Origin of the sequence: Azospirillum agricola (assembly GCF_017876095.1) — a bacterium.
In the GTDB taxonomy this organism is placed as follows: Bacteria; Pseudomonadota; Alphaproteobacteria; order Azospirillales; family Azospirillaceae; genus Azospirillum; species Azospirillum agricola.
Genome location: NZ_JAGINM010000003.1, coordinates 279,622 through 291,772, shown reverse-complemented (window position 1 = coordinate 291,772; position 12,151 = coordinate 279,622). Strand labels below are relative to the sequence as shown.

Sequence of the window (12,151 nt, the reverse complement as noted above, 5' to 3'; positions counted from 1 at the left end):
CGCTGTGGGGTCCGAACGGGAGCCCCCGGCAACTCCGATGAACGCACGTCAGGATTGACGACGGCCACGCCGGAGCCGGCGTTCGTGGAGACACACGGCGACGGCCCCGCCGAGCAGCATGAGCGCCAGTGTGAACCAGGTCAGCGCGTAGACGAGGTGGTTGTCGGGGAAGCGGATCACGGTGAGGCCGCCGACCGGTCCGTTCCTCACCGTCCCGTTCGGGCCGGCCCGCGCCCCGTCGGCGTCGATGAAGTAGGGGGCGAGCCCCGACAGACCGCGTGCCGCGCCGATGGCGGCGACGTCGCGCGAATGCCAGCGGTCGGCGGCCGGGTCGTTGCTGCGCAGGAATCCACCCGCCGGTTCGGTCAGGCGCAGCAGGCCGGTGACCGTCGTCTCGCCCTCGATCTGGCCGTCCGCCCGCGTCGCCGGGTCGCGCCGGTTCGGCGGCACGAAGCCGCGGTTGACCAGCAGGGTGAAGCCCTCGCGGCTCTCGAAGGGCGTCAGCACCCAGAAGCCGGCGCCGAGGTCGCTGACCGCCTGCACCAGCGTCTCGCGGTCGTTGAGGAAGCGGCCGGCGACGGCCACCCGGCGGTACTCGTCGTCGGCCGCGTTGATCCCGCCCCAGGCCTCGGGGCCGGGAGCGGCGGCGGGGCCGGCGTGGACCCGCTGCTCGACCCGTTCGATCAGGTCGTGCTTCCAGGCCCGGCGCTCGACCTGCCAGACGCCGAGCGCCGTGAAGCCGGCGATGCCCAGCGCGGCGAGCAGGCCGAGAAGGACCAGCGCCCACAGCGGGCGCGGCCGCCCCGCCCGGGCGGCCGTCCGGCTTTCCGGGGGGGAGTCCGCCATGCCCGCCGCGCCCGTCACGGCATCCGGCCCATGTCGTGGCCGGGCATCATGTTGGTGTTGAGGTGGTACATCACCCACAGCGAGCCGGTCAGGGTGATGACCACGATGATCAGGGTGAAGATCATCGCCAGCATCGTCCAGCCGCCCTCGGAGCGGCTGTTCATGTGCAGGAAATAGACCATGTGGACCAGGATCTGCACGACGGCGAAGCCCATGATGACCAGCGCGGTCTGGGTGTTGTCGAGCACGTTGTTCATGACCAGCCAGAACGGGATCGCCGTCAGGATCACCGACAGGACGAAACCGATCGTGTAGCTGCCCAGCGTGCCGTGGGCGTGGCCGTCGTCATGGCCGTGGGCGTCATGACCGTGGTCGCCATGCCCGTGGGCGCCATGGTCGTGGTGCGCGTGGCCCTGGTGGGCGTGAGGGGTCATCGCAGCATTCCCATCAGATAGACGAAGGTGAAGACGCCGATCCAGACGACGTCCAGGAAGTGCCAGAACATGCTCAGGCACATCAGGCGCCGCCGGTTCGCCACGGTCAGCCCGCGCTTGGAGACCTGCACCATCAGCGTCACCAGCCAGACGATGCCGAAGGTGACGTGCAGCCCGTGGGTGCCGACCAGCGTGAAGAAGGAGGACAGGAAGGCGCTGCGCTGCGGCGTCGCCCCCTCGTGGATCAGGTGCGCGAACTCGTACAGCTCGATGCCGAGGAAGGCGAGGCCGAACAGCCCGGTGATCGCCAGCCAGCCCTGCGTCGGACCGATCCGCCCCTTCTCCATGGTCAGCATGGCGAAGCCGTAGGTGATCGAGGACAGCAGCAGCATGGAGGTGTTCAGCGCCACCAGCGGCAGGTCGAACAGATCCTTGGGCGACGGCCCGGCCGCGTAGTTGCCGCCGAGCACCCCGTAGGTGGCGAACAGGACCGCGAAGATGAGGCAGTCGCTCATCAGGTAGATCCAGAAGCCGAGCAGGGTGCTGTGGCCCTCGGGATGCTCGTGCTCGTCCACCATGTAGAAGACCGGAGCCTGCCCGGCCTGGGCGGTTCCGTGGGCGGTCGTCATGGTCGTCGTCATGCTTTCACCTGCCCGGAGAGGAGACGGGTCCGTTCATTCTCGGTCCGCACGACCTCGGCGGCGGGAATGTAGAAGTCGCGGCTGTAGTTGAAGGTGTGGCCGATGGCGACCACCAGCAGACCGATGAAGCTCACCGCCGCCAGCCACCAGATGTACCAGATCAGGGCGAAGGCGAGGACGACGCTCAGGCCCGCCAGGATGATGCCGGCCCCGGTGTTGCTCGGCATGTGGATCGCCTTGAAGCCGTCCTGCGGGCGCAGGTAGCCGCGCTTCTTCATGTCCCACCAGGCGTCGTTGTCGTGGATCACCGGGGTGAAGGCGAAGTTGTAGTCGGGCGGCGGCGAGGAGGTCGCCCATTCCAGCGTGCGGCCGTCCCACGGGTCGCCGCTCGTCTCGCGCAGCTCGTTGCGCCTGAGGACGCTGACGGCGATCTGGATCAGGAAGGCGGCGATGCCCAGGAAGATCAGGAAGGCGCCGACGGCCGCGACCTGGAACCAGATCTGGAGCGACGGATCCTCGAAGACGCGCAGGCGGCGGGTGACGCCCATCAGGCCCAGGACGTAGAGCGGCATGAAGGCGACGTAGAAGCCGATCACCCAGAACCAGAAGGACAGCTTGCCCCAGAACGGGTCGAGCCTGAAGCCGAAGGCCTTCGGCCACCAGTAGACGATGCCGGCGAACAGGCCGAACAGCACGCCGCCGATGATGACGTTGTGGAAGTGGGCGATCAGGAACAGGCTGTTGTGCAGCACGAAGTCGGCGGGCGGAACCGCCAGCAGCACGCCGGTCATGCCGCCGATGACGAAGGTCAGCATGAAGGCGACCGTCCACATCATCGGCAACTCGAAGCGGATGCGGCCGCGGTACATCGTGAACAGCCAGTTGAAGATCTTGGCGCCCGTCGGGATCGAGATGATCATCGTCGTGATTCCGAAGAAGGAATTCACGCTGGCGCCCGAGCCCATGGTGAAGAAGTGGTGCAGCCAGACCAGGTACGACAGGATGGTGATGACCACCGTCGCGTACACCATCGAGGTGTAGCCGAACAGCTTCTTGCCCGAGAAGGTCGAGGTGACTTCCGAGAAGATGCCGAAGGCCGGCAGGATCAGGATGTAGACCTCCGGGTGGCCCCAGATCCAGATCAGGTTCACGTACATCATCGGGCTGCCGCCGAGATCGTTCGTGAAGAAGTTGGTGCCGACATAGCGGTCGAGCGACAGCAGCACCAGCACCGCCGTCAGCACCGGGAAGGCGGCGACGATCAGCACGTTGGTGCACAGCGAGGTCCAGGTGAAGACCGGCATCTTCATCATGGTCATGCCGGGGGCGCGCATCTTGACGATGGTGCAGACCAGATTGACGCCGGACAGCAGGGTCCCGACACCGGCCACCTGCAAGGCCCAGATGTAGTAGTCGACGCCGACGTCGGGGCTGTAGCCGATGCCCGACAGCGGCGGGTAGGCCAGCCAGCCGGTGCGGGCGAACTCGCCGACGAACAGCGACATCATCACCAGCACGGCGCCGCCCGCCGTCATCCAGAAGCTGAAGTTGTTGAGGAACGGGAAGGACACGTCGCGCGCGCCGATCTGCAACGGCACGATGTAGTTCATCAGCCCCGTGACCATCGGCATGGCCACGAAGAAGATCATGATGACGCCGTGGGCGGTGAAGATCTGGTCGTAATGGTGGGCGTTGAGGTAGCCCTCGCTGCCGCCGAACGCCATCGCCTGCTGAAGCCGCATCATGATGGCGTCGGCGAAGCCGCGCAGCAGCATGATCAGGCCGAGGATCATGTACATGATGCCGATGCGCTTGTGGTCCACCGTGGTGAACCACTCGCGCCACAGGTAGCCCCACAGCCGGAAATAGGTCAGCCCGGCGACCAGGGCGCCGCCGCCCAGCAGGACGGCGATGAAGGTGACGATCAGGATGGGTTCGTGGATCGGGAAGGATTCCAGGCTGAGACGCCCGAAGATGGCCTTCGTCACGACGGAGAGATCGAACATGCCGGTTGCCGCATCAAGGAGTGGACGGACGCGGCAGGCCCGCGCCGAGAAGGGGAGCCGCCAGTTCCGGAGCCGGCTCCGGGGCGGCCAGATCGGCCACCAGATCCGGGACGAGCTCCGGCACCAGCTCCGCGACGGTGCAGATGCCGATGACGTCGCGCGGTTCCGGGCCGAAGACGGCGCCGCGCCGGGCGTGCTTGTCGTACAGCAGCGGCATCGTGATGTGGATGCCGGCCATGCCGAGGCCGCCCCTGGCGTCGATCGCCGCCATGTCGTTCATGCACATCTTGCCGGGCTCGACGCACATGTTGAGGATGGCCTTGAACAGCCCGGCCTCGACGGTGCCGTAGCGGCGCACCGGCTCGTTCTCGCTCGGCCGCTCCAGTTGCAGGTAGCCGTTGCGGTCGAGCGCGCCGCCGCCGGCCTTCACCTCCGACACCCAGCGCTCGAAGCCGCCGTCCACCATGCCGTGGAAGGTGAAGCGCATGCCCGAGAAGCCGGCCCCGCTGTAGTTGGCCGAGAAGCCCTTGTAGGCGCCGGGCTGGTTGATGACGGCGTGCAGCTGCGTCTGCATGCCCGGCATCGCGTAGATCTGCCCCGCCAGCGCCGGGATGTAGAAGGAGTTCATCACCGACGAGGAGGTGATGTTGAAGCGGATCGGCCGGTCGACCGGCGCCGCGACCTCGTTGACCGCCGCGATCCCGTATTCGGGATAGAGGAACAGCCATTTCCAGTCGAGCGCCACGACGTCGATCTCCAGCGTCTTCGCCTCCGCCGGGACCGGGCGGTTCGCCGCGATCCGCTCGATCGGCCGGTAGGGGTCGAGCAGATGCGTGGTCATCCAGGTCAGGGCGCCCAGCACGATGATGATCAGCAGCGGCGCCGCCCAGATCACCAGCTCGAGCTGCGTCGAATGGTCCCATTCCGGTTCGTACCGCGCTTTGGTATTCGACTGGCGATAGCGCCAGGCGAACAGCACGGTCAGCGCCATCACCGGAACGATGATGAGCAGCATGAGCAGGGTGGACACGACCACGAGCTGGCCCTGCTGACTCGCCACGTCGCCGGACGGGTTCAGCACGACCAGATCGCAGCCACTCAGCGCCGCCGTCAGCGGCAGCAGGGCGAGGAGGCGAGAACGGCTCAAGGCTTAACCTGTTAACAAAGGTTTGCTTCGGGGTTTGCTTCAGGCAGACAGCTATCTCCCACGCGCCAGGGAGGACATTGGACAATTTGTCCAATGCCGCGATGGCGCGCCACCGGACACATGATGCGTGCCGCCGTTGCGCGACACGCAGCATCGGCGCATGTTCCATTGAAACTGCCGAACCGGTGCTGAGACCATGGGGCCATCGACAACGGCTGAATCGACTGCGGCTGAACGGGACGCGCGACGGATCAACGCCCGCGACCACGGGGTGAATCCGGGCGAGATCGCGATCGGCGTCATCATCGGCCGGACCTCCGAATTCTTCGACTTCTTCGTCTACGCGATCGCGTCGGTCATCGTGTTCCCTCGGCTCGTCTTCCCCTATGTGGACCCGCTGACCGGAACGCTGTGGTCCTTCGCCATCTTCGCGCTCGCCTTCGTGGCGCGGCCGCTCGGCAGCGTCATCTTCATGGCGGTCGACCGCGCCTATGGGCGCGGAACGAAGCTGACCATCGCGCTGTTCCTGCTCGGCACCTCGACGGTCGCCATCGCCTTCCTGCCGGGCTACGAGCGGATCGGCGGCTATTCCGCCTGGCTGCTGGGCTTCCTGCGCGTCCTCCAGGGGCTGGCGCTGGCCGGCACCTGGGACGGCCTGGCCTCGCTGCTGGCGCTCAACGCGCCGGAGAGCCGGCGCGGCTGGTACGCGATGATCCCGCAGCTCGGCGCCCCGCTCGGCCTGATCGTCGCCAGCGGGCTGTTCGCCTATTTCGCCGGCAACCTGTCGCCGGAGGATTTCTTCGGTTGGGGCTGGCGCTATCCCTTCTTCGTCGCCTTCGCGATCAACGTGGTGGCGCTGTTCGCCCGGCTGCGCATCGTGGTGACGCCGGAATACACCCGGCTGTTCGAAAGCCGCGACCTGCAACCGGTCCCGATCCGCGAATTGCTGGCGACGGACGGCAAGAAGGTCGTCGTCGGCGCCTTCGCCCCGCTCGCCAGCTTCGCCCTGTTCCACATGGTCACGGTCTTCCCGCTGTCCTGGATCTTCCTGTTCACCAAGAACCCCCCGGCGGAATTCCTGGTCATCGAGGCGGTCGCCGCCGTCTTCGGCGTCATCGCCATCGTGCTGTCCGGCACCATCGCCGACCGCGTCGGGCGGCGGACGCTGCTGGGATGCTGCGCCGCGGTGATCGCCGTGTTCAGCGGCTTCGCCCCGCAACTGCTCGACGGCGGGGCGGCCGGAGAGACCGTCTTCATGGTGATCGGCTTCGTTCTGCTCGGCCTGTCCTTCGGGCAGTCGTCGGGCGTCATCGCCTCGACCTTCGCGCCGCAGTCGCGCTACACCGGCTCGGCCCTGACGTCGGACCTCGCCTGGCTGTTCGGCGCCGGCTTCGCGCCGCTGGCGGCGCTGCTGCTGTCCAGCCAGTTCGGGCTGCTGGCGGCCGGCGGCTACCTGCTGTCGGGCGCCCTCGTCACCCTGGCCGCCCTCTGGGCCAACAAGACATTGCTCCAGTGACCGGGATCCGGTGATCCGGACGGGAAAACGAAAAGGGCGGCGGCCGTCATTGGCCGCCGCCCTTTTCGTTTTCCACACCCGGCACGCGGGCATGGCTGGGAACCGGAAAGCGCGGTTGTCGCGTCCGGCCGGCGGGCGCAGGACAGGGGGTGACGCAATGTCCCAAGAAGAAACAGGGGAACCCGCATCATGAAAGTCCTGGATGTCATGACCAGCCCGGTGCTCACGGTCGGGCCCGGCGCTTCCGTCGAAGAGGCCGTGGCGCTGATGATCGGGAAGCGGATCAGCGGGATTCCGGTGGTCGAGGCCGACGGCCGGCTGGCCGGGATCGTCACCGAGGGCGACTTCCTGCGCCGGGTCGAGTGCGGGACCGAGCGGCAGCGCCCGCGCTGGCTGGAATTCCTGGTCGGGCCGGGAAAGATCGCCGACGAATACATCCACACCCACGGCCGCCGGGTCGAGGACGTCATGACCCGCAAGGTCGTCACGGTCGACGAGGACGCCGACCTCGGCGCGGCCGTCGCCCTGATGGAGGAGCATCGCGTCAAGCGCCTGCCGGTGCTGCGCGACGGCCGGATCGTCGGCGTCGTCAGCCGCTCGGACCTGCTGCGCACGCTGGCCCGTCCGGCCATCGCCGCCGCCGCGAACGGTGGGGACGCGCGCATCCGCGAGGGCTTCCTGGCGGAGTTGGGCGCGCAGCGCTGGGCGCCCAGTTCCGCCCTGGTCGTGACGGTGACGGACGGGGTGGTCGATCTGCGCGGCGTCGTCTTCGACGACCGCCAGCGCCGGGCGCTGCGGGTGATGGCCGAGGCGATCCCCGGCGTCCGCCGCGTCGAGGATCGCCTCGTCTGGGTCGAGCCGAACTCCGGCGTGGTGCTCGGCGGTCCGGAGGACGAGGCGACGGAGAAGGCCGGGGAGAAGACCGGGGCTTGAAAAGCCCTCGCCCCCCGGAGAGCGGGCAGGACGGCGCCTCGCCGGCGTGAAGGATCAGTCCGCCGGCGGCCGGCAGCGGAGCCGGCGGCGGAAGCCGTCCGGCAGGGGCAGGCCGGCGTGATGCTCCGCCAAGGTCCGGAGCCGCCGCGCGGCCGGCGGCGCGAAGGGCACCACCCGCCGCGTCGTCAGGTCGGCGTGGATGGAGAGCTGCTCCATCGTCGCGGCCAGCGTGCCGTCGTCGCCGCGGCGCAGCTCCATCAGGCTGACCAGCCGCTTGTCGTCGGCCTCCAGCAGGCGCAGCGCCAGCGTCAGCGGCGTGCCGGCGGTCAGCTCCCGCCGGTAGCTGATCGCGACGTCGACCACGAACAGGCCCATCCGCGTCTCGCGGGTGTAGCTCTCCCCCAGCCCCCAGCGTTCCTGGAGGGCGTAGCCCACCTCGTCGAACAGGGCGACGTAGCGCGCCATGTTCATGTGGCCGTAGAGGTCGATCCACTCCTCCGCGACGCGCAACGGCCCGGAGGTCAGGATCTCCGCCGGAAGGGGCGGCAGGACGGGGCCGCTCATCCGAACACCCCCGCATGGAGGTTGCGCAGTTCCGCCTTCTGCACCTTGCCCATGCTGTTGCGCGGCAGTTCGGCCACCAGCACGACCCGCTTGGGCAGCTTGTAGCGGGCCAGCCGGTCCTTCAGGGCGGCGACGATGCCGGCCTCGGTAACGGGCTCCTTGCCGTTCGGCACGACGACGGCGACGACGCCCTCGCCGAAGTCGGGGTGCGGGATGCCGATCACCGCGCTCTCCAGCACGCCGGGCAGCGCGTCGATCTCGCCCTCCACCTCCTTGGGGTAGACGTTGAAGCCGCCGCTGATGATCAGGTCCTTGCCGCGCCCGACGATGTGGACGTAGCCGCGTTCGTCGACCCGGCCGAGGTCGCCGGTGATGAAGAAGCCGTCCGGCCGGAACTCGGCGGCGGTCTTTTCCGGCATCCGCCAGTAGCCCTTGAAGACGTTGGGGCCGCGCACCTCGATGGCGCCGATGGCGTCGCCGCCCAGGGGCTCGCCGGTGGCCGGGTCGGTGATGCGCAGGTCGACCCCCGGCAGCGGGAAGCCGACGGTGCCGGCCACGCGGTCGCCGTCGTGGGGGTTGGAGGTCAGCATGCCGGTCTCGGTCATGCCGTAGCGCTCCAGGATGCGGTGGCCGGTGCGCTCCTCCCAGGCGCGGTGCGTCTCGGCCAGCAGCGGGGCGGAGCCGGAGACGAACAGGCGGATCGTCCGGCAGGCCTCCGGCGTCAGCCCTTCCTGGCCGAGCAGCCGGGTGTAGAAGGTCGGCACCCCCATCATCACCGTGGCGGCCGGCAGCCGGGCCAGGACATCCGCCGGGTCGAAGCGCGGCAGCAGCACCATCGAGGCGCCGGACAGCAGCACGAGGTTGCAGGCGACGAACAGCCCGTGGGTGTGGAAGATGGGCAGGGCGTGCAGCAGCACGTCGTCCGGCCCGAAGCGCCATTCGGTCTGGAGCACCCGCGCGTTGGACAGCAGGTTGTCCTGGGTCAGCATCGCCCCCTTCGACCGCCCGGTGGTGCCGGAGGTGTAGAGGATGGCGGCCAGATCGTCCGGACCGCGCGCGACGGTGGCGAAATCCTCCGGCCGGCCGGCCGCCGCGTCGGTCAGGCTGCCCCTGCCCTGCGCGTCCAGCGTGCGGACCGGGACGCTCCCGGCCAGCGCCGTCGTGGCGTCGAGCCGCGCCGGGTCGCAGACGACCAGGGCGGGTTCGGCGTCGCCGACGAAATAGCTCAGCTCCGCCGGGGTGTAGGCGGTGTTCAGCGGCAGATAGACCACCCCGGCCCGCAGGCAGGCGAGGTAGAGGACCAGCGCCGCGACCGACTTCTCGACCTGCACGGCGACGCGGTCGCCGGGGCGCACACCCTCGGCGACCAGCGCGTTCGCCATGCGGCCGGTGGCGGCGCGCAGGTCCCCGTAGGACAGGCGGGCGCCATCGGCGGTCTCGATGGCGAGGCGGGCCGGGTCGGTGGACGGGCTCAGCAGATGGTCGAACAGGCTGTCGGTCATGGTCGGTTCCGCGATGGTCAGAGGGGCCGGAGGGCGCTGTTCCGAACGGTGAGGGGTCAGGCGATGGGTTGGGAGTCCGGCGGCGGAAACACCTCGCGCAGCCATTGCCGGATCGCGGCGATGACCGGCGTGTTCCATTTCTGCGCCGGGGCGATGAAGTAGTAGCCGCCGATGGTGACGTCGCTGCCGACCATCTCCACCAGCTCGCCGCTGGCGAGGTTGTCGATGACCAGCAGGTCGCTGACCAGCGCCACCCCGCGCCCGAGCCGGGCGGCCTCGATGGTCAGGTGGGCCTGCCACAGGCGCGGGCCGCGCAGCCGGGGCAGGTCGCCGACGCCCGCCTCCTCCAGCCACGCCTCCCACATGCCGGTGGACTGCTCGTGGATCAGCGGCAGCCCGACCAGATCGGCCGGCGTCCGCACGTCCGGATAGCGCGCCTTGAACTCCGGGCTGGCGATGGCGAGGATGCGGGGCTTGGCGAACATCTCGGCCCGCAGCCCCTCGGCGACCGAGGCGGCACCGTCCTCCAGATACATGATCTCGGCGTCGGCCTCGCCCCGGCTGAAGTCGGGGCGGGCGGAGGTGGGTTGCAGGATCACCTCGCGCCCGGCCATCGCCGCCTCCAGCTCCGGCAGGCGGCCGAGCAGCCGGCGCGAGGCCAGACCGGCGAGGCAGCAGATGTGCACCGCCTCGATCCCGCCGTTGCGCAGCTCGTTGCTGGCCTCGGCGATCAGGTCGAAGGCGCGGCGCATCTGGGCGGCGAAGCGGGTGCCCTCGCGGGTCAGGGACAGGCCGCGTCCCGACTTGGCCACCAGCTTGACGCCGACCGACTGCTCCAGGTTCTGGATGTGGCGGGACACCACGGTGTGCGACACCGCCAGCTCGTCGGCGGCGGCGCGCACGGTGCCCAGCCGGGCGAAGACGTCGAAGGCGCGGAGCGCGAGGAGCGGAGGAAGGCGGCGCGCCATGCGGGGCTGGGCCATCGGAGCTTGGGGTGACGGGACGATTCCGATGGCATCATGAAGCATTTTCGCCAGCGCCGCACGCGTCCCGTCGCCGCCCCTTTCCTCCGCTCCCCGCTCCTCCCCCATCACACCACCGCGTCGCGGCGCAGCGCCTCGATGTCGGCGGCGGCGAAGCCCAGCTCGGCCAGGATGGCGTCGGTGTGCTCGCCCAGGCGCGGCGCCGGGGCCTCGGCCGCCAGCGGCGCCCCCTGCATGTGGATCGGCACGGCGGCGAAGCGCTTGCCGGAGCCGGGCGGCACCTCCACCACCATGCTGCGGTGGATGACCTGCGGGTCGGCCAGCGCGTCGGGCACGCTGTTGATCGGGCTGGACGGCACGTCGGCCGCCTCCAGACGGTCGAGCCACTCGTCGCGCGTCCGGGTGGCGAAGACCGGAACCAGCAGCGGCTCGAGCTCCGCGTGGTTGGCGTTGCGCTCGGAGCCGGTGAGGAAGCGCGGGTCGGAGAGCAGATGCTCCAGCCCCATGGCGCCGACCAGCCGTTCCCACTGCTCGTTGGTGTCGACGCAGACGGCGATCGGCTTGTCGGCGGTGGGGAAGGACTGGAAGGGCGCGATCAGCGGATGGCGGCTGCCCAGCGCGCGCGGCACGTCGCCAGCGTTGAGGTAGCGGGCGATGGCGTTCTCCATCAATGCCAGCTGGCAATCCAGCATCGCCACGTCGATGAAGCTGCCCTCCCCCGTGCTGGCCCGCTTCTGCAAGGCCGAGAGGATGCCGATGGCGGCGAACAGGCTCGACCCGATGTCGCCGATCGAGGCGCCGACACGGGCTGGCTGGCCGCCGGGCTCGCCGGTGATGCTCATCATGCCGGACATCGCCTGGGCCACCACGTCGAAGCAGGGCCGGTGGCGGTAGGGGCCGTCCTGCCCGAAGCCGGAGATCGAGGCGTAGACGAGCTTCCCGTTGACCGCCTTCAGATCCTCGTAGCCGAGCCCCAGCCGGTCCATCGTGCCGGCCCGGTTGTTCTCGACCAGCACGTCGCTGGAGGCGACGATGCGTTTGAAAATCTCCTTTCCCTTCTCCTCCTTCAAGTTGAGCGTAAGGCTCCGCTTGTTGCGGTTGACGCTCATGAAGTAAATGCTCTCGTCGTCGCTGAAGGGGGCGATGACGCGGGTGAAGTCGCCCTTGCCCGGACGCTCGATCTTGATGACGTCGGCGCCCAGCGCGCCGAGCAGCCAGGTGCTGTAGGGGCCGGCCAGCATGTGCGTGAGATCGACAACGCGCACGCCGGCCAGCGGGCCGCCCCGGCGTTGGGTTTCGGTGTCGGTCATGAAGGTTCCTTCGGGGCTGCCGGGCACCGGGGGACCGGGCCGGACGGGGCCGCGCCGCAAGGCGCCGGCGGGAATGCGATGCCCAAAGGCTTGCGCCACGGCGCCGCGAAAACAATCGCTTAGTTTGGCCCAATCCGGTGCAGGAAAGGCACCGGACGCGGGCCGGTCATTGGTGCGCTCCATGCACCGGAGCGCAGACTTTTTTCTGCTTGTGACACGGAGGGTGTCCGGTATTCTCGATTGTGCCGGGAGCGGACCGGCGGCGACCG

General features: G+C 69.2%; 11 protein-coding genes. 2 read left to right on the top strand and 9 right to left on the bottom strand.

The window, feature by feature from the left end; all coding sequences use genetic code 11:
- Positions 1-48: 48 nt before the first annotated feature.
- The 5 genes from J2847_RS05620 to cyoA are packed head-to-tail and all read right to left on the bottom strand — an operon-like array spanning position 49 to position 5,074.
- Positions 49-846 (bottom strand): SURF1 family protein, encoded by a 798-nt coding sequence (locus J2847_RS05620; RefSeq protein ID WP_209777789.1) that lies wholly within the window; start codon positions 844-846, stop codon positions 49-51.
- Positions 847-860: 14 nt separating this feature from the next.
- Positions 861-1,280, bottom strand: a complete 420-nt coding sequence (gene cyoD, locus J2847_RS05615; RefSeq protein WP_209777788.1) for a cytochrome o ubiquinol oxidase subunit IV — start codon at positions 1,278-1,280, stop codon at positions 861-863.
- Positions 1,277-1,921, bottom strand: a complete 645-nt coding sequence (gene cyoC, locus J2847_RS05610; protein WP_209777786.1) for a cytochrome o ubiquinol oxidase subunit III — start codon at positions 1,919-1,921, stop codon at positions 1,277-1,279. The genes cyoD and cyoC overlap by 4 nt, the downstream gene beginning before the upstream one ends.
- The gene (gene cyoB, locus J2847_RS05605; protein WP_209777785.1) at positions 1,918-3,927 is read right to left on the bottom strand and encodes a cytochrome o ubiquinol oxidase subunit I; all 2,010 of its coding nucleotides are present in this window, start codon (positions 3,925-3,927) and stop codon (positions 1,918-1,920) included. Before cyoB ends, cyoC begins: the two co-directional genes overlap by 4 nt.
- A gap of 13 nt (positions 3,928-3,940) precedes the next feature.
- Complete coding sequence (cyoA, locus tag J2847_RS05600; RefSeq protein WP_209777783.1) at positions 3,941-5,074, bottom strand: ubiquinol oxidase subunit II; 1,134 nt, start codon at positions 5,072-5,074, stop codon at positions 3,941-3,943.
- Between the two features lie 196 nt (positions 5,075-5,270).
- Here cyoA and J2847_RS05595 point away from each other — a divergent pair, with 196 nt between their 5' ends.
- Together J2847_RS05595 and J2847_RS05590 are read left to right on the top strand one after the other, a co-directional pair.
- Positions 5,271-6,590, top strand: a complete 1,320-nt coding sequence (locus J2847_RS05595) for an MFS transporter (protein WP_209777781.1) — start codon at positions 5,271-5,273, stop codon at positions 6,588-6,590.
- Between the two features lie 189 nt (positions 6,591-6,779).
- On the top strand, positions 6,780-7,523 hold the full coding sequence (locus J2847_RS05590) for a CBS domain-containing protein (protein ID WP_209777780.1): 744 nt from the start codon (positions 6,780-6,782) through the stop codon (positions 7,521-7,523).
- Between the two features lie 54 nt (positions 7,524-7,577).
- Here the strand turns inward: J2847_RS05590 and J2847_RS05585 are convergent, their stop codons facing one another.
- From J2847_RS05585 to J2847_RS05570, 4 genes are all read right to left on the bottom strand, one after another.
- The gene (locus tag J2847_RS05585) at positions 7,578-8,087 is read right to left on the bottom strand and encodes a thioesterase family protein (protein WP_209777778.1); all 510 of its coding nucleotides are present in this window, start codon (positions 8,085-8,087) and stop codon (positions 7,578-7,580) included.
- Positions 8,084-9,589: a malonate--CoA ligase gene (locus J2847_RS05580; protein ID WP_209777777.1), complete on the bottom strand. Its 1,506-nt coding sequence runs from the start codon at positions 9,587-9,589 to the stop codon at positions 8,084-8,086. Before J2847_RS05580 ends, J2847_RS05585 begins: the two co-directional genes overlap by 4 nt.
- 56 nt (positions 9,590-9,645) lie before the next feature.
- Positions 9,646-10,572: a LysR substrate-binding domain-containing protein gene (locus J2847_RS05575; protein ID WP_209777775.1), complete on the bottom strand. Its 927-nt coding sequence runs from the start codon at positions 10,570-10,572 to the stop codon at positions 9,646-9,648.
- Positions 10,573-10,679: 107 nt separating this feature from the next.
- Positions 10,680-11,882: a CaiB/BaiF CoA transferase family protein gene (locus J2847_RS05570; RefSeq protein ID WP_233474304.1), complete on the bottom strand. Its 1,203-nt coding sequence runs from the start codon at positions 11,880-11,882 to the stop codon at positions 10,680-10,682.
- Positions 11,883-12,151: the final 269 nt, after the last annotated feature.

Excerpts from the sequence above, each read along its gene's own strand:
- J2847_RS05620 (WP_209777789.1), bottom strand. The coding sequence starts at position 846 with ATGGCGGACTCCCCCCCGGAAAGCCGGACGGCCGCCCGGGCGGGGCGG.
- cyoD (WP_209777788.1), bottom strand. The coding sequence starts at position 1,280 with ATGACCCCTCACGCCCACCAGGGCCACGCGCACCACGACCATGGCGCC.
- cyoC (WP_209777786.1), bottom strand. The coding sequence starts at position 1,921 with ATGACGACGACCATGACGACCGCCCACGGAACCGCCCAGGCCGGGCAG.
- cyoB (WP_209777785.1), bottom strand. The coding sequence starts at position 3,927 with ATGTTCGATCTCTCCGTCGTGACGAAGGCCATCTTCGGGCGTCTCAGC.
- J2847_RS05595 (WP_209777781.1), top strand. The coding sequence starts at position 5,271 with ATGGGGCCATCGACAACGGCTGAATCGACTGCGGCTGAACGGGACGCG.
- J2847_RS05590 (WP_209777780.1), top strand. The coding sequence starts at position 6,780 with ATGAAAGTCCTGGATGTCATGACCAGCCCGGTGCTCACGGTCGGGCCC.
- J2847_RS05585 (WP_209777778.1), bottom strand. The coding sequence starts at position 8,087 with ATGAGCGGCCCCGTCCTGCCGCCCCTTCCGGCGGAGATCCTGACCTCC.
- J2847_RS05580 (WP_209777777.1), bottom strand. The coding sequence starts at position 9,589 with ATGACCGACAGCCTGTTCGACCATCTGCTGAGCCCGTCCACCGACCCG.
- J2847_RS05575 (WP_209777775.1), bottom strand. The coding sequence starts at position 10,572 with ATGGCCCAGCCCCGCATGGCGCGCCGCCTTCCTCCGCTCCTCGCGCTC.
- J2847_RS05570 (WP_233474304.1), bottom strand. The coding sequence starts at position 11,882 with ATGACCGACACCGAAACCCAACGCCGGGGCGGCCCGCTGGCCGGCGTG.